Source organism: Paenibacillus methanolicus, assembly GCF_008124765.1.
GTDB lineage: Bacteria > Bacillota > Bacilli > Paenibacillales > Paenibacillaceae > Paenibacillus_Z > Paenibacillus_Z methanolicus.
Genome location: NZ_VNHS01000013.1, coordinates 153,466 through 175,415, shown reverse-complemented (window position 1 = coordinate 175,415; position 21,950 = coordinate 153,466). Strand labels below are relative to the sequence as shown.

At 58.0% G+C, this 21,950-nt stretch carries 14 protein-coding genes, 1 pseudogene and 1 riboswitch; of the genes and pseudogenes, 3 read left to right on the top strand and 12 right to left on the bottom strand.

What is annotated here, in order from left to right:
* Positions 1-20 precede the first annotated feature (20 nt).
* Positions 21-830: a hypothetical protein gene (locus BCM02_RS30095; protein WP_148932828.1), complete on the bottom strand. Its 810-nt coding sequence runs from the start codon at positions 828-830 to the stop codon at positions 21-23.
* A 266-nt stretch (positions 831-1,096) separates the two neighbouring features.
* On the opposite strand from BCM02_RS30095, the gene BCM02_RS30090 reads away from it, so the two are divergent.
* Positions 1,097-1,657: a CBO0543 family protein gene (locus BCM02_RS30090; protein WP_148932827.1), complete on the top strand. Its 561-nt coding sequence runs from the start codon at positions 1,097-1,099 to the stop codon at positions 1,655-1,657.
* Positions 1,658-1,761: 104 nt separating this feature from the next.
* Positions 1,762-2,373 (top strand): TetR/AcrR family transcriptional regulator, encoded by a 612-nt coding sequence (locus BCM02_RS30085; protein ID WP_148932826.1) that lies wholly within the window; start codon positions 1,762-1,764, stop codon positions 2,371-2,373.
* A gap of 129 nt (positions 2,374-2,502) precedes the next feature.
* On the opposite strand, the gene thiD is transcribed toward BCM02_RS30085, so the two are convergent.
* From thiD to BCM02_RS30030, 11 genes and pseudogenes are all read right to left on the bottom strand, one after another.
* A complete protein-coding gene (gene thiD, locus BCM02_RS30080) occupies positions 2,503-3,429 on the bottom strand; it encodes a bifunctional hydroxymethylpyrimidine kinase/phosphomethylpyrimidine kinase (RefSeq protein ID WP_148932825.1) in 927 nt (308 codons plus the stop codon).
* Positions 3,429-4,568 (bottom strand): glycine oxidase ThiO, encoded by a 1,140-nt coding sequence (gene thiO / locus BCM02_RS30075; RefSeq protein ID WP_148932824.1) that lies wholly within the window; start codon positions 4,566-4,568, stop codon positions 3,429-3,431. Before thiO ends, thiD begins: the two co-directional genes overlap by 1 nt.
* A gap of 184 nt (positions 4,569-4,752) precedes the next feature.
* Positions 4,753-5,532 (bottom strand): annotated as a pseudogene (locus BCM02_RS30070) (thiazole synthase); the annotation flags it as partial.
* 6 nt (positions 5,533-5,538) lie between these two features.
* Positions 5,539-6,396 carry a thiamine phosphate synthase gene (thiE, locus tag BCM02_RS30065; protein ID WP_148932822.1) on the bottom strand — a complete coding sequence of 286 codons (858 nt, stop codon included), beginning with the start codon at positions 6,394-6,396 and terminating at the stop codon, positions 5,539-5,541.
* Positions 6,397-6,415: 19 nt separating this feature from the next.
* Positions 6,416-7,627 (bottom strand): ThiF family adenylyltransferase, encoded by a 1,212-nt coding sequence (locus BCM02_RS30060; RefSeq protein WP_148932821.1) that lies wholly within the window; start codon positions 7,625-7,627, stop codon positions 6,416-6,418.
* A complete protein-coding gene (gene thiC / locus BCM02_RS30055) occupies positions 7,620-9,380 on the bottom strand; it encodes a phosphomethylpyrimidine synthase ThiC (RefSeq protein WP_148932820.1) in 1,761 nt (586 codons plus the stop codon). Before thiC ends, BCM02_RS30060 begins: the two co-directional genes overlap by 8 nt.
* Before the next feature lie 470 nt (positions 9,381-9,850).
* A riboswitch (TPP riboswitch) is annotated at positions 9,851-9,958 on the bottom strand.
* 63 nt (positions 9,959-10,021) lie between these two features.
* The gene (locus tag BCM02_RS30050; RefSeq protein WP_148932819.1) at positions 10,022-16,261 is read right to left on the bottom strand and encodes a glycoside hydrolase family 78 protein; all 6,240 of its coding nucleotides are present in this window, start codon (positions 16,259-16,261) and stop codon (positions 10,022-10,024) included.
* A 701-nt stretch (positions 16,262-16,962) separates the two neighbouring features.
* Complete coding sequence (locus tag BCM02_RS30045) at positions 16,963-17,889, bottom strand: copper amine oxidase N-terminal domain-containing protein (RefSeq protein ID WP_187434486.1); 927 nt, start codon at positions 17,887-17,889, stop codon at positions 16,963-16,965.
* 65 nt (positions 17,890-17,954) lie between these two features.
* Complete coding sequence (locus BCM02_RS30040) at positions 17,955-18,980, bottom strand: copper amine oxidase N-terminal domain-containing protein (protein WP_187434485.1); 1,026 nt, start codon at positions 18,978-18,980, stop codon at positions 17,955-17,957.
* A gap of 256 nt (positions 18,981-19,236) precedes the next feature.
* Complete coding sequence (locus tag BCM02_RS30035; RefSeq protein WP_148932816.1) at positions 19,237-20,403, bottom strand: glycosyltransferase family 4 protein; 1,167 nt, start codon at positions 20,401-20,403, stop codon at positions 19,237-19,239.
* A gap of 152 nt (positions 20,404-20,555) precedes the next feature.
* Positions 20,556-20,846 (bottom strand): hypothetical protein, encoded by a 291-nt coding sequence (locus tag BCM02_RS30030; RefSeq protein ID WP_148932815.1) that lies wholly within the window; start codon positions 20,844-20,846, stop codon positions 20,556-20,558.
* A 294-nt stretch (positions 20,847-21,140) separates the two neighbouring features.
* Between BCM02_RS30030 and asd the strand changes: the two genes are divergently transcribed.
* Positions 21,141-21,929 (top strand): archaetidylserine decarboxylase, encoded by a 789-nt coding sequence (asd, locus tag BCM02_RS30025; protein WP_148932875.1) that lies wholly within the window; start codon positions 21,141-21,143, stop codon positions 21,927-21,929.
* The last annotated feature ends 21 nt before the right edge of the window (positions 21,930-21,950 follow it).

Genomic DNA, 21,950 nt, shown 5'->3' with positions numbered 1-21,950 from the left:
CGCATCCGGCGGCAAAAACATTACGCGCGCATCGTTTGGATCCCTTTCGAAAGGGTAGCCATGTAAAGGTCGGAACCGAGCCAATCCACGTCCGTCACCGGCAGACCGGGCTTCAGCGAGAAGAGCGTCAGACGACTCCCCAGCCTCCCCACCCGGAACAGCCCTTTATCCGTGCACACGTATACATGCGGGAGCCGGGAGACGACGCTGAACACGAACATATCGCCGAAGCGAATCCGTTCGAAGCCGCCGCGCCCCGTGCTGATCGCGAGTTCGCCGCTGTCCGTCGCGCCGATCAGCCGCGTCCGGTCGGCCGCGATGCTGGTCACGCCCACGCCGAGCGAGAAGCCAGCCCATTGATCCGTCATCCGGTCGTACATCCCGACGCCGCCTTCGAGGCCGATATAGAGATACTCCGGCGTGAACAGGAAATCGTACACGACCGTCCGTTTGTACGCGGACTGCTTCCACTCGCCGCCATTGCGGTACAGCAGGCCGTCGTCCGTCGCGGCGAACGCGTAGCCCCATTCCTCTTTATATTGGTAACAAGCCTTCTCCAAATCGCCGTTCACCCAGCGGTTGTCCTGAAGCAGGTACAGTCCCTTGCTCGTGCACGCGTAAAGCCGGTTTTCCGTCGTTTGCAGCCGGTGAACCATCGATTCCGACGGGAGTCCGTCCGACATTCGCTGCCATTCGCCGTGTTCTTCGCGATGGTATACGCCTTTGCCCGGCGATGCCGCGACAAGCGATCGATCTCCTTGTACCTTAACGGATGAAAAATGAAGCGGCCTCGATTGCGGTTGCCAGCTTCGATTGAAATTGGGCAGCATGAAATCTACACTCCTCGCCAAACGGCGTATGGTATGGCGCTCTCGCCTATATATCGTTTATCCTCTCGGACTTAACCCGCAAGCCGAAAGGATGGGAATAGTCGCATCGGTCTTGCTCGCCGAAAGGGTCCGGCGCATCAACGCAAGAAATCCTCTGGAACAGCATTATTTTAAGTGATAATGATTATCACTGTCAATTAAATGAAAAGACCTGCGCATAACCTTTCCATAATCTGACCACGTTAACAAGAAGGAGATGATGGAGGATGCATCCGACTAACGAGGCCGTCAATCAAATCCGGGATAGGTATAAAGAAGTGACGCTCGCCCACTGGTACCACGATGATTTGCTTTCGCTCCCGTGGTGGATTCTGCTGGCGGCGACGATCTTGCCGTGGATCATCTGGTGGAAATGGCTTCGCGCCCCCTCTCGCACGCTTGAACTGCTCGTATGCGTGTTCGCGTGGAGCGTCATCGCCATGTTCGGCGATGTATGGGGCAGCTATCTCCTTCTGTGGGGGTATCCCGACAAGCTGCTGCCCACCGTGCCGCCTTTTCTTCCCGCGGATATGAGCGTCATCCCGCTCTCCTTCGCGTGCGCGTACCAGTTTACGTCTACCTGGCGGACTTACCTATTCGCTACGGTTGCGCTCTCCGCGTGCTTCTCCTATGTTATTGAGCCGCTGTTCATTCGCTTCGGAATGTTCGAGATTCACCGTTGGCGACACGCGTATTCCTTGTTCGGTTTCTTGCTGTTGGCCGTTCTGGTGCGCTATTGGATGCTGCGCTGGCGAGCGGAACCACGGACGGACCGGACGATCGCATAATATTCTCGTCCTGAAAAAGGTTAACATCGTTCAGATTGCATAATGCCCGCGATGTCCTTGATGATACGCTCCTTGCTAAGGGGCAGGAAGGTGGATTGCACGGTATGCCGGATCGAATCGATCGCAGAAAAGAACGCACGAGACAGCTGCTGCACAAGGCGCTGCTGGAATTAATCGAAGAACGCGGCCTGGAAGGGATAACGGTGAGCGATTTGACCCAGCGGGCGGAAATCAATCGAGGCACCTTCTACTTGCATTACAAAGACGTGCCGGACATGCTCGACCAGAGCAAAATGGCGTTCATGCAAGGCTTGCGGGAACGATTAATGACGCTTGAGGTGGACGGGCTTATCCAAAAAGCGGCTGCGGACGAAACCGACCAAAACCTCGTCGACGTGTTCGCGTTCATCGCGGATCACGCGGATTTGTTTCGCCTGCTGCTCGGGCCCGGTGGCGATTCCTTCTTCGGCGATCAAGTCGTCCGGCTGCTGAAGGAGCACTTCTACGACAAGTTGCTGCCGCTCTGGCAGCTGGAAGAGGCGCGGCTGAACATCCCGTCCGATTTTCTGATCGCCTACGTGTCGGCCGCCAATCTCGGATTCCTGCAGCATTGGCTGGAGACCGGGATGAAGCAGACGCCGGAACAATTCGCGCGGATGGTCGTCCGGGTCGTGCGGACCGGTCCGATCCATCTCGGACAAGATTTGCCGGGCTAGCGCGACGCATCTGTCGAGCCGTCACGGCCGGCTAACGGCTGAGATTCGACCAGGCTCGATTAACGCCAGCCTGCTTGAACGCCAATAAACCTCCGTCCGCAGAGCTCGGACCGGAGGTTTATTTATTGATTATTGCAGGCCGTGAGCCGGCTCCCGGTGCGCGGCATGCCAGAGGGAACCGATTCCGCCGCCTAGCGGAACGGCGCGAGCGATCGCCGCGGCGACGAAACATTTGGCCTCCCGCGCGGCATGCTCCATCTCGAAGCCGCGCGCCAAGTAAGCGGCGATCGCCGCGGCCGTCGAACAGCCGGTCCCGTGCGTATGCCGGGTCGCGATGCGAGGGCCGCTGAGCGTTAGCGGCTGCATTCCCGCCGTGCCGTCGCCCCCGGCCAGCACGTCGATCGCCAGTCCCCGGAACGCCTCATCTTCCAGATGACCGCCTTTGAGCAAAACGTATTTCGAACCGAATCGCAGCAGCATGTTGGCCGCTTCCATCATGTCGGAGACGGATCGGATCGTGCCTTCTTCCACGCCGAGCAGCTCGCACGCTTCCGGCAAATTCGGCGTCACGACCAGCGCGCGCGGCAGCAAGTCCTCGCGAAGGGCATTCACCGCGTCGCGCCGGAACAGCGGCGAGCCGTCCTTGGCCACGAGAACCGGATCGACGACCAGCTTGCGAACCCCGTAGTCGTCCAGCTTCGAGGCGACCGCCTTGACGATGTCCTTCGAATACAGCATGCCGGTCTTGGCCGCATGCGCGCCAATATCCCCGAGCACCGCGTCCATCTGGGACAGGATGGCTTCCTCCGGCATCGGATAGACGGCATGAACGCCGCGGCTGTTCTGCGACGTAACGGCCGTAATCGCGCTCATGCCGAAGACGCCCAGCTCCTGGCACGTCTTCAAGTCCGCCTGGATGCCGGCCCCGCCTCCGCTGTCCGAGCCCGCGATGGTCAGCACCCGGGGCGGCCAGACCGAAGACTCGGCGGGATACGCGATATTCGCTCGTATGCCTTGGGTAAAGGCTGAAGCCGCCAGATAATCGAAATCCCGCATTATCTTCCCCTCCTACTATGCAAAGCGGCGAACCGGTCCGGTGCGAAGCACCGCGCTTCATCCGACTGCGCCTTGCCGGCGAGCATGCGGCCGACGAGCGCGCCGGTCGCGGGACTCAGCAGAATGCCGTTGCGGTAATGCCCGGCGGCCAGAATGACGTCTTCGCGCCCCGGAATCGGACCGATGAGCGGCCAGCCGTCGCGCGTCGCCGGACGCAGTCCGGCCCAGCGGTCGATCGGTTCCCGGCCGTCCAAGAACGGCAGCACCCGGGGACCCCAGCGAACGAGACGATCAATGCCGCGTTCCGTGACCGTCCGATCGAAGCCCGCCACGTCTTCCGACGCGCCGCAGACCAGCGTTCCGTTGCGCTTACCCACCCAATAGGCCTGCGAGGAGAACACCATATGGCGCACTTCACCGAAGGATACGTCGAACGAACAAATTTGGCCGCGTATCGGATGAACCGGGATCGGGAAGCCGAAGGAGGCCGCATAATGCCCTGCCCAGGCGCCCGAACAGACGACTAGCCGGTCGCCGTCATGGCTGCCGCAAGCGGAGGTCTCGATGCGGATGCCCTTCGTGCTGAACAGGTCGGGCGCTTGAATGCCGCCTGCATGATCGACCAAGCGCGCGCCGAGCTTGCGGCAAGCTTTCTCTAACGCAGCGACAAGCGCTGGCGCGTACACGTGACTCTCCCGGGGCGTATACACGGCTGCGAGCGCGTTTGCCGCAAGCTGCGGCTCCATGCGCCGCAGCCGTTCGCCTTCGACCAGCTCCGCGCCGGAGCCGAACGGCCGCTGCCACGCCAGCCTCGTCTGGAGCGGCAGCAGGTCCGCTTCATGCAGCGCGACCGTCAAGCTGCCCGTCTGCAGCAGGTCGGCGCGGCAGCCCGACGCCGCCTCGATGTCGGCTAGCCATGACGGGTATAGCTTCAAACTTTCCAAGCACAGGCGGAAGAACGGATCGGGCTGCTCGGGATTTTCCGTGAACGGGGCGAGCATCCCCGCCGCGGCGCCGGAGGCCTGGCCCCCGAACGCTTCCGGCTCGATGACCGTGACGTCGTACCCCAACCGCAGCGCTTCGAACGCGCAGGAGAGGCCGATGATGCCGCCGCCCAATACGATGACGCGTTCAGCCAATTCCGCCAAGCTCCTTCCCCGCATCGGCTGCTTCGGCCGCATGCTGCCTGATGTCGCTCGCCAGCGCGACGGCGGCTTCGCGCGCGGCGTTCTCGCCTTGGGCCGCAATCGCGGCATCCAGCTTCACGTCCCGTGCCGAATTGCCGTTATTATCGGTATCTAAGGATAACGCCGGCTTCGATACGCCCTCGGCCTCGCTGCTTGCCGAAGCATATTGGCGTCTTGGAATGCGTCCGGACAAATACGACAACCGGCCGGCTTCGACCGCGAGCCGCATCGCCTGCGCCATGCCGACCGGATCCAGCGCCTTGGCGACGGGCGTGTTGACCAGAATGCCGTCCGCCCCGAGCTCCATCGCCTGGACGACGTCGCCTGCGGAGCCGATGCCGGCGTCCACAATGATCGGCACGCGCGACTCTTGGGCGATAAGCCCGATATTGTACGGATTCAAGATCCCGAGGCCGGATCCGATCGGCGCGCCGCCGGGCATGACGGCAGCCGCGCCGGCTTCCTCCAGCCTTTTGCACAGAACCGGATCGTCGGACGTATACGGCAGCACGACGAACCCTTCCGCCGCCAGCCGCTCCGTCGCCCGCAGCGTCTCCAGCGGATCCGGCAGCAGCGTGCGCGGATTGGCGCTAATCTCCACCTTGATCCAGGTGCCGAGTCCCGCCGCCCGGGCCAGCCGCGCGATGCGTACCGCCTCGTCCGCGTTGTTCGCGCCCGACGTGTTCGGCAGATAAGTCAGCTCGCGTTCCTGCATATGCTGCAAGATCGAATCTTCCCGCGCGTCGTCCAGATTCACCCTGCGCACCGCGAACGTGACGACTTCCGCCTTGGACGCTTCGAGCGCGAGCTGCAGCACGGCCGGACTCGGGAACCGCCCCGTGCCGAGGAAGAACCGGGATTGCAGTCGTTTGCCGCCGATGACGAGCGGGTCAATATTGGCATTTGCTTCGATCATGATGCCTCAACCTCCTCCCACGAAATGAACCAGCTCCAGCTGCGCGCCTTCGGCCAGCTGCGTATCCGCCCATGCTTCCCGCGACAGAATGACGCCGTCCAGCTCCACCACGATGCGCGCGCCTTGAAGCCCGTACTGTCGGACCAGTTCCTGCACGTTCCCGGCGTTCGTCCAATCTTCGCGGCCGTTGACGCGGATCCGCTTGGAAGCCGGGTCCGGCATTGCCATCGCCGCAAAGGCGCGAAGCCGATGCTTGAACGCCCGGCACGTCTCGGCGGGTTCCGCGCTGCCGACGATGGCCGACACGGCGCAGACCCGCTTGGCGCCTGCCTCGAGCACCGCGTCGACATTGTCCAGCGTGATGCCTCCGATCGCCACGAACGGAATCGTGACGCGCTCGGCCGCCTCCCGCACGTAAGACGTCGTCACCGCCTGCCGCCCCGGCTTCGTGCCGGTCGGAAAGACCGGACCGACGCCGATGTAATCGGCTCCGCCCGCCTGCGCTTCCAGCGCCTGCGCAATATTATGGGTCGAGATGCCGATGATTCGATCCGGACCTAGTATCGCGCGCGCCTCCGCGAGCGGCAAATCCTCTTGGCCCAAATGGACGCCGTCCGCCGACACCGCCTGCGCGATGTCCAGATGATCGTTGATGATCAGCGGTACCTGATAACGGGCCGTCAAATCGCGGAGCATGCGCGCTTGCGCCAGCACCTCGCGCTTGGGCGCGTCTTTCGCCCGCAGCTGCACGATATCCGCGCCGCCGCGCAGCGCCTGCTCCATCACTTGCTCCAGCTTGCGCCCCGGATGATAGTTCTCGCCCGTGATGACATACAGACTGAAGTCGAATGTCTTGCTTTTCATGCTCTTCTCCTCCTCTCCATCAGCGCTGGATTGCAGCATCCCTCATGCCGGTAAGATACGCCCCGCACAGCGATATCGCGCGCGCCGGGTCTTGCGTGCCCTGCACCAGTATTCGGCCGTCCGGGAACAAGACCAGCTTCTCGCCTTCGGGCAATGCCGCCTTGACCAAATACGGATTACTCCTCACCTCGCACCCGCGCGCAGCCAGCCAACGTTCCGCCTCGACGAGATCTATCCCGTCGCTTTCCCCCATTGTTACCTGTACGGTATCCCGGCCGCATAAGACCGCGGTTTGCGGGCGAGCGCCGTTAGGACCGGATTCGCCATCGCCCTGCGCGTCGACTCGGTTGAAGGTAGCAGCAGCATGACTCGATGAAATCTTCGGCGAGCCGGACGCGTCCATCGCTTCGCGGACCAGAACACGAGACGTCGGCACCTCGTCTCCGCGCTCTTCCGCAGCTTGCGCGCCGCCGCAAATGTCGCACCCCCGCGAGGGGGAAGGGAGCGCCGACTCCCTAACCCGGAAGTTCCACAAATCCCCGGTTAGCCACGTGCGCCGCAACGCGTCGCGGCGCCCGCTTAACCACTTCAGCGCTTCCGCCGCCTGCAGCGCGGCCACCCATTCCACGGCCGGCGCGATGACGCCGATCGTATCGCAGGTGTCCGCTTCCGAATCGGACTCGCCGCCCCCGATCAGACAGCGCAAGCAAGCGGTGGCGCCCGGAACGAGCGACGCGCTCATTCCTTGGGAGCCGGCCACCCCGCCGTAGAAGAACGGGATGCCCCGCCGGAAACAACGATCGCTCAGCAGCAGCCGCGCGGCCGCGTTGTCGGTCCCGTCCAGCACGGCGTCCATGCCCTCCAACAACTCGCCGACGTTCGCTTTCGTCACGTCCAGCACCCGCGCGTCCACTTCGATCTCGCCGTTAATCCGGCGAAGCTTGCGGGCGGCCGCGACGGCTTTCGGCAGCGATTCCAGCGCATCCCGCTCGTCGAACAACACCTGCCGCTGCAAATTGCTCGGCTCGACGTAGTCGCGGTCGACGATCCGCACGAGTCCGACGCCTGCTCGCGCCATGTGTTGGGCAAGCGAAGCGCCGAGCGCCCCGCAGCCGACGATCAGCACGCCCGCTTGTTCAAGAAGCCGCTGCCCGCTTTCGCCGATCGGCGCGAACCGCGTCTGCCGGGAATACCGGTCCGGCCAGCGCGGCTGCTCTTCCGGCTTATGCATAGATCGAGCTGCCCGCCGCCTTGAAGGCGTCGGACTTCTCTTTCATGCCGGCCTCCACGGCTTCTTCCGTGTGCATCCCGTTCGCCTCGGCATAATCGCGGATATCCTGCGTAATGCGCATGCTGCAGAACTTCGGCCCGCACATCGAGCAGAAGTGCGCCGATTTGGCCGCTTCCGCCGGCAGCGTCTCGTCATGGTAGGACATCGCGCGCTCGGGATCGAGCGACAGATGGAACTGGTCGCGCCAGCGGAATTCAAAGCGGGCTTTGGACAGCGCGTTGTCCCGAATTTGCGCGCGCGGATGCCCTTTCGCCAGATCGGCCGCATGGGCGGCGATTTTGTATGTAATGACGCCTTCCTTCACGTCCTCTTTGTTCGGCAAGCCCAGGTGCTCCTTCGGCGTGACGTAGCAGAGCATCGCTGTGCCGAACCAGCCGATCATCGCCGCGCCGATCGCGGACGTGATGTGGTCATACCCCGGCGCGATATCAGTCGTCAGCGGACCGAGCGTATAGAACGGCGCCTCGTCGCACAGCTTCAGCTGGAGGTCCATGTTCTCCTTGATCAGATGCATCGGCACGTGCCCCGGTCCTTCGATCATGACCTGAACGTCGTGCTTCCAGGCGATCTTCGTCAGCTCGCCGAGCGTCGTCAGCTCCGCGAACTGCGCCTCGTCGTTCGCGTCGGCGATCGAGCCCGGACGGAGTCCGTCGCCCAGCGAGAAAGACACGTCATAGCGCTTCATGATTTCGCAAATTTCTTCGAAATGGGTGTACAGGAAGTTCTCCTTGTGATGCGCCAGACACCACGCCGCCATGATCGATCCGCCGCGCGAGACGATTCCCGTCACCCGTTTCGCCGTGAGCGGAATGTAACGAAGCAGTACGCCGGCATGAATCGTGAAATAATCGACGCCCTGCTCCGCCTGCTCGATAAGCGTGTCGCGGAACACTTCCCACGAGAGATCTTCGGCTTTGCCGTCCACCTTCTCGAGCGCCTGGTAGATCGGCACGGTGCCCACCGGCACGGGCGAGTTGCGGATGATCCATTCGCGCGTCGTGTGAATGTTTTTGCCCGTCGACAGATCCATGATCGTGTCCGCGCCCCAACGGGTCGCCCACGTCATCTTCTCGACTTCCTCCTCGATCGAGGAAGCGACCGCCGAGTTGCCGATGTTGGCGTTGATCTTCACGTGGAACTGACGGCCGATGATCATCGGTTCGCTCTCCGGATGGTTGATATTGGCCGGAATAATCGCGCGGCCGGCCGCGATCTCGCTGCGGACGAACTCCGGCGTCATGCCTTCGCGAATCGCGATATACTCCATCTCCGGCGTCACGATGCCTTGGCGCGCGTAATGAAGCTGGGTCACGTTGCGTCCTTCGCGGGCCTTCAGCGGCTGGCGGGCCAGACCCGGGAACAGCTCGGCGCCGCGCTTAACGGCGGTCTCCTCCGAGCGGAAGCCGTTGTCGAGCGGCTTCACTTCGCGTCCGTCGTACGCTTCGACGTCGCCGCGTTCCTCGATCCACGCGCGCCGCGAGGCCGGCAAGCCGCGGCGGATATCCGCCTCGTAATCCGTATCCGTGTATGGACCGCTCGCATCGTACACGCGAACCGGTTCGTTCGCTTCTTCGTTACCGCGCACGGAACTTGGCGACAACGCAATCTCGCGCATCGGCACGCGAAGATCGGCGCGGCTTCCTTGTACGTATACTTTCCGGCTGCCTGGCAGCGGGGTTGTTAATATCGGCATAATAAAAAACCTCCTAGGGGTGGATGAGAAATCCCCTAGGAGGCATGATCAGCGATTGAAAAAGCCGGACAGGCGCGAATATGCCAACCGTTAAATCAGATCCGAATCAAGGATGGCGAATTTCGCCGCTGCCGATCTGCTTGCACGCAGGAAATCGGTAACGCGATAACGCGGCATAATATCTCGATTATCTCGCTTCAACCGATGCGGTATCCGGCATGAATGGCCGTCTATGCGAGCGAAGCCCGTAACGAAGACTCGCTCCGAACGAAGCCGAATGGCCGCCTTCGGCGTAGCCGTTACAATCCTGCCGCAACAAAAAAACCGCTCCGGCGAAGGGAGCGGTCTGTTCACGCGGTTCACCTGCGGGCAACCCGGACGTCACGTCCCGGCCGCGAACAGGAGTAGTCAATGCCGGTCGCTGCGCAACGCGCCCAATAGACGCTGCTGCAGACAGGCATGACGGATTCGCACGCACATTCCCACTTTCCTACGCTGGCATAACCCAGATCAGGTTCGAAGGGACCAAGGCGTTGCTCGCCTTATCTCAGCCCGGATGGGCGCCCCTAGTGGATTTCATGGTACGACTATACCCCGTGCCAATTCATACTGTCAACCCTTTTTCTTCCTGTGGCAATTGCCTATTGCTTGCGATGAACGCCGTACGTTTGGTTCACATTGCCCGCGATCGTCACGGGTACGGAGACCGTCTTCACCGTCCCGTTGCTGTATTGGACGCGGAAAACAAAAGCGAGCGGACCATCTGCCAAGTCCTCGAATCCGCTCTCCCATAGCTCGCCGCTCCATGCGGTCTTGGCCGGGTTATCCGCCGTCAACCGGACGGTCGATCCGTTCATCGTCACGTCCACCCGGACGGCCGTCGTCAGCGTCCCGGTCGCCGTCGTTTGAGCGCGCAGCACGAACTTCTCGCCGGCCCAAAACACGTGCGCTCCCCGCGGCTCGTTCTCGCTGCCGCTCTTCTCCAGGTTGTACGCCCGCCGACGGTTGTCCCACTCCGGCGTGTGCCGAACCGCGCCCGTCAGCCCGAGCGGAAGCACGGCGATCGTCTTCGCGACCAGGACGGGAGCCGCTTGGCCATCGGAGATGGAGAGCACGACCGTGTAATTCCCCGGCTGAACGGCCTTGAAGGAGGGCCCGGTCGCCGTATACGGCGGGCTCGTCTCGAAGGCGTAGGTCGACGATTGGCCGCCTGGCGCAGTAACGCGGTAGCTCAGCGTTAAGAGATCGTCATCCGGATCGGCCAACGTATGCGTCAACTGAATCGCATCCCCTTCGTAGACGGGGCTTGGCGTCCAGCCGAAGTCGCCCTCCGGCGGATCGTTCGTAATGATCGTGAAGTATTTCGGCGTGCTCCAGCCGCTCCAATCATAACCGTCGAACACCCGCACGTTCACGTTGAGCAATATTTTCTCCGGCAAATCCGCCGTCGGCGCAAATTCCATCTGGACGCCCGAGCGAACGCCCGTATCGGCAACTAAGCTGCCGTCCTGCCTCGTAATGCGCAGCTGGAATTGCGACTGCGCATCCGCGTCCGGATCGCCGAAGGTCCATTCGAACCGCGGACGCGGCTCCTTCACCACGGTCGGCGCCGCCGGATTCGAGCTCGCCGGGTTCGTCACCTGCGCGGACGGCGAACGATTCACGATCGTCACCTGGCGAGTCAGCTCCGCGCTTTGGCCGGCGGAATCCTCGACCACCTGACGGATTCGGAAAATCCCGAGCGTCGAGAACGCCTTCGACCATGTCGTGCGGGACGTGCTTTGCAGCGCCTCGTTCTCTTCGGATCCTAGCTTCGACACATAATAGGCGTGCGCTATGTTTTCTCTGCTACCATCTTCCTTATCCGATGCGGAGGAGGAGATCGTAATGGCCGCGCCGCGGTGCGTCTCGATCGGATTCGCCGCGAATCCGGGGACCGGCGGGTCATCCGGAGCAGGCAGCCTGCCGATGGAGATGAATTCGACATCGTATTCGCTCCATGCCCCGTACTCGTCTTTGACGGCCATGCCGATCTCGTAAGTCCCCGTCTCCGCGGGCGTCGTGAGCTTCTTGGCCGCATATCCGCCGCCTGGCGAAATGTAATAAAACCGCTTCTCCACGATGCCGCGATTAAGCTTGTAATCGATGCCCGTACTTTCCGAGGAATAGTCCGAAGCGCTCCAATAGCGGTCCGGATCGCGGCTGCGGTCCGTCCACTCGATGAAGCCCTCCTCCCCTTGCGCTACGCTGAAGTCCGCGATCGGACGCCGATGGACGGTTATCGTCTGTTCGAACGTATTCGAAGATTTTCGATAACTCCCGAAGACGGTGCTAGGGAACAAGTAACCGGGGTTCGGATCATCTTTCGCCCGTAGCTGGATCGCGTAATCGCCGACCGCGTCAAAGGCAAGCTGAGCATCGGCGAACGTCTTGCCGTGAAGCTTGGATACGCCTTGATGATGGATAAACCGCGCCGTATGCCGCACCGACCAGTCGAATTGACCGCCCGCGGCCGGGTCGTTCTCCGGGTCGGCGAAGACGATATCCTTGTACTGTACGTCCGCCTTGGCTGCCCCTTCCTCCCAGATGGCATAAGCATGGGACCATGGCGAGCCGCGATACAGCGACTTGTAGAAAATGCTGCCAAGGGTGACGTAGGATTTATCGCTGAAATAGCCGAATTTCCCCTCGTCATACGTCGCGTCCTTGGCTGCCAGTATCGGCGTATTGTTCAGGAGCACTTCCAATTCCTCGCCGGCAGCCCGGACTTTCAACATGTAATCCTTTTGGCTTTGGAACGGATACGATACGCTGTCCAGCACCGTCCGGCTGCCGGATTTGTATACCGCCAACGCTAATGTGCGACCGTCGCTCTCGACCGCATAACGCTGCGTCGGGCCGCTCATCCGGAAGGAATAGCCGAACCATTCTTGATCATAGTCGATGTCGCGAATGTTAAACGCAAACCGCGCTTCAAAGTCTTTCAGGATCGTTGATGTCGGCGAATAAAATTGACCGTTCGTGAACGATTTGACCATGGCAGGCGAGGTAGACGGCTGGCCGATCGAAATATTGAGATGGACGACATCCTGCGGGTTGTAGCACCCGTCGCATTGGGCGCCGCTGAAGGATGCGAATACCCCATCCTGGACGTACTCCCCGAACACTTGCGGGCTAAAACCGCATGGCGCGCCGGCTTGGCCGATTTTGTTGCCTGTTCTATCCACAATATCGTGATAGCCCAATTGAACGCCGATATCGTAATTCGTGCACACATTCGTTCGGTTGGTTCGATTACCCTCGATGGTGACGGTCGCGCTATCGCCGTTTGCCGTGTTTCCGTTCGTCCAATCCATATAAAACTTTGGCCCCAGACGCATATTCGGACCGCCGGTGTAATTGTACCGTTGAAGCTCATCTGCGGAACTCTGATCATTTAGCGTCTTTTTGACCGCCCCCGTTGCCGCATTGATGACCTTCAGCTCCGTCATGGCATTGGGGATGACATTGCCTTGGCTGGAATAGTAGTCATAGTAATACTTGGCGTACAGCTCCCCTCTGATGGGATCGAGAGCTAAGGACGCTATCGTCTCCATGGCGTTGTAATAGACGCTTAGATACGTCGCATCCAGCGTCGTTCCGGGTAAATTACTGTTTAACTGATGGGATGGCGTTAAATAGACGCGCCACATGAACTTCCCTTCCGCGTTGTATTTGGCGACGTTTAAATCCGGATATCCCCGCCAGCCGCCCGCGTAGGGGTAGTAGCATTCATACTGATACCAGTTGCCCGCCGCATCGAAAAATTTATCGCTCGCCGCGCCGTACAGTAAATTGTTCGGGACATAGTTGTTTTTCGCATAGTCCGACTTTGGTGCAGGCGCTTTCTGCGCGTGCAGAAACGTAAAGGTGAGGTCCGCGTTGATTTTATAGTTGTACTGAAAAATCTGCGATTCCTTCGCGTAACTCGCGCCATGCGTCACCATGATGCTGGATCTGATCCCTTTGACGAATGAACCGATCCCATCGCTTGTATTCAGTCCATGGTCGGACAGCATCTTTTTCAACTGCGCATCATAATTGGGGATGTCCAGAGAGCTGCGTATCTGCTTCCCGGTGAACGCGTCGTAGATGACGATTTCGCTTTTATAATAGCTCTGGCCATCATAGCGTCCATCCCAGTTTCGCGTCGCATAGATGTATCCTTCGACCACTTTCCACTGGTTGAATTCCCCGGGATACATGTAGATTTGTCGCTCTATGCCGTCTGATCCTTTAAAGGTCAGGAGGCGGTGGGACGGATTATTCTTGCTGATGATGAACGCAAACGGGCTGCCGTTGGTATACTCGCGCGTAAACGTTCCCCATCCCCCGATAATCGTACGTACGGGACTCAGCTTCTTGGGGTCCAGCGCGTAGATTTTGTTCGTATAGGTATACTCGCCGTTCAGTTCCCTGCTCGAACTGTAGGTACTGAAATACACGTATTTTTTGTTGGAGTAGAGATCGCCCACGCCGCCGCGGCCGATATCCCCGCCGGAGAAACGGAAAAATGACTTCGTATCCGGATCGACCAAAGGATAGGAGAATGTCGCCGAATTCCCCACAGCTGAACGCCATGGCGAAAGGCGATTAGGTCCGTAGCCGTTATCGGCCATGATTAACGTCTCGAACGAATCGTACGTTCTGCCGTTGCCGCCAAACATCGTTCGGCTGATGCGATAAGGCTTCGCGTCCTGCGCTCCGAAGTTGCGTCCTTCCAGACCGACAAGCTTTTTCCCCGCCACTTCCCACAGATTAGCGGCGTTATTGACCGGCTGGTTCGTGTTCGTGACATACAGCGGCTGCTTGATGATCTGGTCCGGCGCTAGCTCCGTGTATCCGTCCAAGTCCGGATTCGGGTTCTTGCCTTCCATCGCGAAACTCACTTCCGGCGCCTGGTTCACCACGTCGAGCGTCAAGGTCGATTCGAGCTCTCCCGCCGTATCGTCGGATTTCCCGTAAGCCTCGGTGATATTGACATAGAAGAGATACTTCCCGACTTTCGTCGGCGTGAAGGTCGTTTTGGCGAGCGTACCAGTTGTGTTGGTCCAAGCGTCGTCGGCGAAACCGTTGTTGTTCGCATCGTACTTGTATTTGTACGTTGCCTGCGTGATCGGATCCCCGTCCGGGCTGGTCGACCGATTCAGAATTTCAGCCGACTCGCCGCGAATCGCGACCGGCGGTACGCCCAGCTTGGCCACAGGCGGCAGGTCCGGCTTGACTATGATCGTACAATAGGCAGGTTCGAGCGACTTCAAGCCGTTCGCGTCGTACACATGGAGTCCGACGGTGACGGCGATGTTGGATGATGTGCCGTTGTAATACCCCTCGGTCTTCTTATTGATCCATTCGTCGCGCTTATGGTCGATCGCGATGCCAAGGGGACTGTAGCTGCGGCTTGCGTCGAAAGCGGCATCCGGGATCGGATGATTCTCGATGACCGTCGCCGGACAGCCGATGACCGGAACCGGGTTCGGCGGCACGACGTTGATGTAGGTGCAAGCGGTGGCCGTCGCGCCCCACTCGTCGCGCATTTGGCCGCATACGTTATGCCAGCCGATGACGTCCATGGCGATGCCGTGCTGACCGTTGACGTATTCGATGCTCTTCGAAGGGATGGATTGAATGAATGCATTCCCCTTTGCAAAGTCGAAGCCCATGAAGTACATCAGGTCGCCGTCCGGATCGCTCGGCGTCGGTATGGTTGGATCTTCAAGGTAGACGAGGTCCAGCGCGGTGCCTGCGATGACTTCGTTCAGCGCGGTCTTCGTATCATTGGGGCGAGTGAACCCGATCTTGAAGGTTGGCGGGCTGTTTTGGGTCGGGCCGGTTACGTCCAAGGCTTTCGGTCCGATCCAATTGCTCTCGCCGCAGCTTGTTTTGATCTTCATATAGATGCTATGATAGCCGACTCCGATGACCCACGGGTAATCGCCGAACGAGTAGGTCGAGTCCGTCGTTTGGCCGGCGACAGCGGGGCCGATCCACGTGCCATTGCGTTCGATTTTGAACGCGTGCGATATGTAGGCGCAGCCATTCAGCTGAAATTCCTTCGGATGCAGCTTGAACGAGTCCTTATACGCGATCGATTCCGGCACGACGTCGAAGTCGCCCGTGAAACTTTGTGCCGCCTGGTAATAAAAGGAGACGTAGGCTTTCTTCTGTGTCGTACTCAGGCTTATGTTAATCTTGTCTCCAGCGCCGACAGTGTCATCGTAACGGAGGTAAGACAAGCTTGAACCGTTAATTGTTCCGTACTCGGGATTGGCTTTAAATTGTTCGGAATAGGGAAGCGAAGTGATGGGTCTGATGTCTTCCTTCTCCAATTTGTACGACCCAGTCGGACCGGCCCTCACCATATGCCGAACGCTGACTTGCGCATCGCTGGCGACCTCATAAACAAGCTGCAAGTGCATGCGTTGAAAATCGCCGGATTGGTAGGTGAATGTACCGAACGGTCCGCTGGTATAAGCGCCCGTCTTGCTTGGTTCCGTACCGGTGGTCGTCTTGCGGTAGCCAACGTATTGGTAGCCGCTCGCATTCGGAATCGTCGCCGTATATGATTGGCCGTCTGCTAACTTATCGACGTGGTTCTTGAATGGAACCGGGTCGAGACTAGCGCCGGTTGTCGTGAGGTGCTTGACGTCTACCGCGGCACCGGTTTCGTAGTAGAAATTGATGTATTTCGTGTCGTACGACCCGTTGTAGGTAAATGAGCTTGGCGTTCCGGGATTGATAGATCCGCCGGAAGGGGCGGTTTCATTTTGCTCCTTATACCCGGTATATGTATACTTCGCGTTTGTTCCCGGTGATGCGGAATACGGCTTGTTCACCTCCATGGACTTAGTCTGGGTGTTCGGTTGGCCGGTGAACACGTGGTCGATATTGACGCCGTCCGTTGTGAAGTGGTGGACTTCTAGAGAGCCGTCGAGCGTGAATTCGAAGACAACCGGATATAGATACCTCCATGCTTCTACATCCGGATCAAACTTATCGTGTTCACCTTCAATTGCATCGACCGGGTTCTTGGCGTTTAATACCCCATCAATACGTGTTGTAAATGATATACTGCTTGTGCCCTCACTTGTTTTACTATTTTGTACGATACTAGGTTCTGATGAGCTGCCAACATATTGTGCGTAAGATCTGTAATCTTCTCCACGAGATTTAGTGAAAACATAACCATCTGATGTTGGTGAAAATGCCCTAATTTTTACATCTCGAACTGTTCTACCAGGAAAACTGAAGCTATAGGTATAGCTCATTTCAGCTTGGTCTCCAGGTTTCTTGCTAACCCACTCACCAGCGGAGTTTTTCCAAATCTCGTAGGACATAAAACCGACGGCGTATCTCGAGGTTGGAGGCCTGTTATAAGGCGCTTCTATTAGCGATACGGGAGTAACCATGGCATTGTTGCCAATTGAGGAGGCAGCCTTAGCGAAAAAATTCACTCCAGGAATCACTTCGATAAATAATCCTGTCAGCAGGATGCAAATAATAAAAATTGAGTACCTTCTCCGCATCATAATCAAAAGCTATCCTACCTCCAAGGATTTTTCAAAAAAATAAAGCTATCATATGTTGCAAATAATTGAATATAGCTTACTTGCTTGAGTGAAAATTTTTTATAATTAGCGTTGTTAAGAAGATACTTATCTCTTTCCGAAATGATAGGGTAAAAATGTGTCCGAAAATCCCCATTAGAAACACGAAGTTTATCTAATGCGTCCCGGAACAGAAGCCTTCCATCAGTTGTCAAGAAATATAGAGGTGTTACCATAATGCCTTTATCTGTTGTGGTTGCTTTAATGTAGGTTTCATTTCTATCATTGAATGACAAATCAAATCTATAAAAAACACGATTTCCAATCTTAAATGGAAATGAAGTTTGATCGATAATGGTGGTCGTATTTGTTGCAGGTTCTGTTAAATTAAGCATCCATCCGTCATTTTTGTAATAGTTTAGATACGGTTTGAGTGCAGTTGGTTTAGGTTCCTCATCTTTTAGTTCTGGAACGTTCTTATGCCCTACCCACACATATCTAGTCATACTGTCCCACTCGACAGCAATTCCAAGTCCAGCCACGGCCTGCAGCGGAACGAGAGTACGGCCATTCTCGGAAATAACCTTCGCATTCAACGCTTTACTTTTCCCGCCTACAACTGCCGTCCTCGACCCGATGGTGACTTGCACGACTGTCTTTCCGTTAGAAATCGTGACTTCCTTCCCTTCTAGCGTGATCTTTGCTCCGATCTTCTCACTAATAAAACGAATCGGAACCAATACAGCACCATCAACTACTTTCAGATCCACATCCCCTGAAATTTGTCTAGCATTATAAAGAACTTTTACTGGCATATCGGAGCTCACGATAGTGGTCTTAGCAGAAACTTGACCTGCCCCCATCGCCCCAACTGTCGCAGCAAGCAGAGCTGCCGCGGTGACTGCCTTCAATGATTTCTTCATACCGTTCATCCTCTCGAATTGGCGGTTCTAATACCGAAGAACCCCGTTATGTAGTTAACCGACGCCTATTTTCCTAGTTGGGCTAATAACGCCGACGCCTTCCCACTGTTAGCCTCGACCATAAAATCAATCGACTCGATGTTCTTTTGGGTGAGAACGAAAGCGGCATGGGTTGTCAGGCTCTTCCCTGCCTCCAGCCGCCATGCCATGAGTAGATCAGGGCTATTCAAAGCCTGAAGGTATTCCTTTTTGACCGAAGTGGCCGGAAGCGCGACTCTCTTGTCGTTATTGATCAGAAAGGCAAACTTCGGCGTAAAGTCCTGATAGTCGAACCCAATGCTCTTATCGGACTCATTGCTCAACGTCAGATGTACGTTAGCCAAATAATAGGGCGTCCCGAAATAAGAAAGCTCATAGTGCTTCTGCATGTTCCTGGCTTCTGCCGAGTCGATCGGGTAAATCTCGAACTTGCTCACCGTCGCGCTAAACCCGCCGGATGCGACCGTGACCGGCAGCGGCTTCGCCTGAACCAGCCGATAGCGCGCATAGTTATTTGCCTTCGCGGAAATAAAGTACACGGTCTCCGTCCTCGCATACCACTGCACCTTGTACCCCAACGCCTCCCCGATCGCTCGAGCGGGCAAATAGGTAACGCCGTTGCGTGCGGACGCGACCGTATCCATGACCATTTTCTTCCCATCCACCATCAAATGCTTCTGGCCGATCGGCACTTCTATCTTCTTCGTAGTCGAAGTTAACTTAGCTCGTTTCGTCTTCTCGTCATAGCTGACTTGAACCCCATCCAACGCTTGGCGAATATGGCGCAAGGAAACAAGATTACGCCCATCCGTGTTGATGTACGGCGCTTCAGCTGCAGCGCTGGCAGGCACATGCGTCCCGTCAACGTTCAACGCGATCGACCGCGGAGCAGCCTCCGCGCCGGCCATGAACACCATGGATGCCGCGAGGAGAATCCACGGCACGACCGCCCGCCATCGTTGCTTGACTCGGATCCCCCTTCCACCGCTACCTAAGGTTTCAACTACGAAATACGCCAACGTCGATAGCTTCCGATCCCGAAATCCATTCATTCCATACAAATCTCTTTCAAAATCCTCCATCACATTCTATCACCACTTCTTTCCTATAGCGACATATAATGACAAAAAAAACACCTGCCAATACGCTCAAAACGAGCCTATCAGCAGGTGCTTCCTGTCCGTAGTCCTATAACGATATACCTATGTTCCTCTCATCATAACGTACGACCTTACTGGAAGCAAGACCCAAAATGCAAGCGCCGCCTATAATTACGCTAAGGAGAGTCTCTCTAACATCGCATAACAGCTACACGTGTCCGAATCCGCTCTCCCTCAGCAATGCCAACCAGCGCTGGGCGGAATGCTCCCACGTAAACGCGTTCTCTACCCGTTCCCGGCTCTTCAATCCCATGAACAGACGCAGGTCGTCGCTTCGCATCAGCTCCAGCAGTCGCTGCTCCAATTCATCTTCGACGTTCTCCGGCGAGACGAGATAGCCGGTCACTCCGTCTTCAATGATCTCCTTCATCCCGCCCGCGCGGGTGGCGACGACGGGCAATCCGGAGGACATCGCTTCGACGTTGACGAGTCCGAACGCCTCCCGGTTCGCGGAAGGCACGACCGCGATGTCCGCGGCGATGAACCAATCGGGCACCTCCGTATGCGGCACATAAGGGACGAAACTGACGTGTTTCCGAAACTTGGCGCCCATTCGTTGCAGCTTTCGCGTGTATGCCGTCGTGCGCTTCGAACCGTAGAAGGCGCCGCCCACGATGACCAGCAGCACGGAAGGATGCTGCTCGATCAGCCGGGGCAGGATGCGAAGAATGTGATGCACGCCTTTAATGGGAATAAGCCGGCCGAGAAACATGACGACGCTGCGCCCTTCCCAGCCTCTCGCCGCTCGAAGCGCTTGGCGCCTTGCCGCCCCTTCCGGCGTATACTGAGACGGGAATCGTTCGATGTCCACGCCGGGGTGGACGACGCTGACTTTGCCGGCTGCACCTGGCACCCTGCGTATGACGTCTTCGCGAAGAAACTCGCTGTTGACGATAATCCGCTCGGCAAGGGTGAAGCTTCGTTCCAGGTTGGAACGGGTAATGGCTTTGCCAGTAATAAAGGTAGAAGAGTGCAGATGCAGCCAAATCCGGCTTTTCGGACGCTTTCGCTTCAGTCGCAGCACGTACATCGGCCGGTTCTCCACCTCGATTATGTCCGGCTCCAGACGCTTAAGGGCCGCTTGCACATGCGCTGTGTATTTGCGCTTATCGGCCGCCGGATAACGGATGCAGCGCGCCCCATTCAGCATCCCGCTCCGGGACAGCGACCTGCCGGTACGGCCGTAGATGGTCGCATCAATCGTCGGCACCAGCCGCGGCACGAGCTTCTCCACGACGCGCTCCACCGAACCGCCGTTCGGCGAAGGCAGCGGAAAAGCGCCTGGCGTGACAAATGCGATGCGAGGACGTGTCATGTCGGGATCAGCTCCTTCTCGCATAGCTAGCTAGTTTAGCTTACGAAGCTGTCCATCATATGGAAACGGCGGCTCCCTATAGGCCGGCAGAGTTCGGCTTTTATCCCGATTCTCCCTCCAGATCTATCAAACCCGCCGACCGGCCCGCGCGTCTATCTCGCTCGTTTGCCCATCGACTCCAGCAGCCGGCTAAGTCCGAATAACGCCAAATAACCCGCCCCCGCCAGAAATAACTCGTTCAGAAAAATTTCGTGCACCGTGGTCATCAGCACCTCGTCGTCCACGATGATTTCGATCACCTTGCCGCCGCCGATCGCCACGACGGCCACATAGGCGAGCAGCGCCGCGAGATTAGCGCCCAACCGCCACGTTCCGCCCAGCTTTCGCAATAACCAAACCAAGGCCCCGCCGATCACGGTGCCGATCACAACCAGCCATTCCATGCCGATCACCTCTACCAGCCAGCATAGGCAAAAGCATTGCGGTACAAACCTTCGTTACGTTCGAGGGGAGCACGACGGCTATATGCGCTAAACCTACCGGTCGCCATAACGGCTGGACATCGCATGGAAGACGCGTCATCGACCATTAATTCCGTATACATCCAAACATTGGATTACCCATTCCGGGCGCGATCAAGTCCCAGAATGTATTGATTAAACATTCGCGATATGTCAAACTAGTCGAAGTACGACAAGCATCAGCGTTTGAACATAGGAAGGACGTGAATGACGGGCATGACCAAATGGCTGCTCCGATCCATGACCGAGCTTAGCTCCCGCAAATGGATCTCGCAAATAACCGGACGATTCGCGCAATCGTCTGCCAGCCGGCGCTTTATACCGAAATTCGCTGCCATGTACGGCATCCGCGTGGAAGAAGCCGAGAAGGCAATGCATGAATATAGCTCGCTGAACGAATTTTTCACCCGTAGGCTGAAGCCCGGCATGCGCATCATCGACGCCGCGGCCGAAGCGGTCGCTAGTCCCGTAGATGCGCTTATTACGGGAGCGGGACCGATCGAAGCCGGCACCATACTGAACGTGAAAGGCCAAGATTACACGGTGGACGAGCTGCTCAACCGTTCGCCTCGGACCGAGAACTACAAGCATGGCTATTATCTCGTGCTCTACTTGAGCCCGACGGATTATCATCGCATCCATACGCCCGTGACCGGCGCCATCGTCGAGCGCGAGCACGTACCGGGCAAGGTTTACCCGGTTAACGAGTTCGGCCTTCGCCACATGAAACGCGTACTCAGCCGCAACGAGCGACTCATTACGTATATTCGCACCTCCGCGGGCGAGATGGCCGTCGTCAAGGTTGGCGCCATGAACGTCAGCAGCATCAAATACGTCGAACCGCGCCGCGACCAGGTCGAGAAAGGCGACGAGCTTGCCTACTTCGAATTCGGCTCCACCGTCGTGCTCCTCGCCGAGGACGACAGTTTCATCCCGCGCGAGGATTTGAAGGTCGGGCTGAAAGTACGGATGGGCGAACGGCTCGGCGTACTGGTCGACAATTAAGCAAGCCCCCATCCCTTATTC

What these genes read in the sequence shown, in the direction of transcription:
- BCM02_RS30050 (WP_148932819.1), bottom strand. Translation starts at nt 16,261, where the DNA reads ATGGAGGTGAACAAGCCGTATTCCGCATCACCGGGAACAAACGCGAAG.
- thiD (WP_148932825.1), bottom strand. Translation starts at nt 3,429, where the DNA reads ATGCGGGATTTCGATTATCTGGCGGCTTCAGCCTTTACCCAAGGCATA.
- thiE (WP_148932822.1), bottom strand. Translation starts at nt 6,396, where the DNA reads ATGAAAAGCAAGACATTCGACTTCAGTCTGTATGTCATCACGGGCGAG.
- BCM02_RS30045 (WP_187434486.1), bottom strand. Translation starts at nt 17,889, where the DNA reads ATGAAGAAATCATTGAAGGCAGTCACCGCGGCAGCTCTGCTTGCTGCG.
- BCM02_RS30095 (WP_148932828.1), bottom strand. Translation starts at nt 830, where the DNA reads ATGCTGCCCAATTTCAATCGAAGCTGGCAACCGCAATCGAGGCCGCTT.
- BCM02_RS30030 (WP_148932815.1), bottom strand. Translation starts at nt 20,846, where the DNA reads ATGGAATGGCTGGTTGTGATCGGCACCGTGATCGGCGGGGCCTTGGTT.
- thiC (WP_148932820.1), bottom strand. Translation starts at nt 9,380, where the DNA reads ATGCCGATATTAACAACCCCGCTGCCAGGCAGCCGGAAAGTATACGTA.
- BCM02_RS30035 (WP_148932816.1), bottom strand. Translation starts at nt 20,403, where the DNA reads ATGACACGTCCTCGCATCGCATTTGTCACGCCAGGCGCTTTTCCGCTG.
- asd (WP_148932875.1), top strand. Translation starts at nt 21,141, where the DNA reads ATGACCAAATGGCTGCTCCGATCCATGACCGAGCTTAGCTCCCGCAAA.
- BCM02_RS30040 (WP_187434485.1), bottom strand. Translation starts at nt 18,980, where the DNA reads ATGAATGGATTTCGGGATCGGAAGCTATCGACGTTGGCGTATTTCGTA.
- BCM02_RS30090 (WP_148932827.1), top strand. Translation starts at nt 1,097, where the DNA reads ATGCATCCGACTAACGAGGCCGTCAATCAAATCCGGGATAGGTATAAA.
- BCM02_RS30085 (WP_148932826.1), top strand. Translation starts at nt 1,762, where the DNA reads ATGCCGGATCGAATCGATCGCAGAAAAGAACGCACGAGACAGCTGCTG.
- BCM02_RS30060 (WP_148932821.1), bottom strand. Translation starts at nt 7,627, where the DNA reads ATGCATAAGCCGGAAGAGCAGCCGCGCTGGCCGGACCGGTATTCCCGG.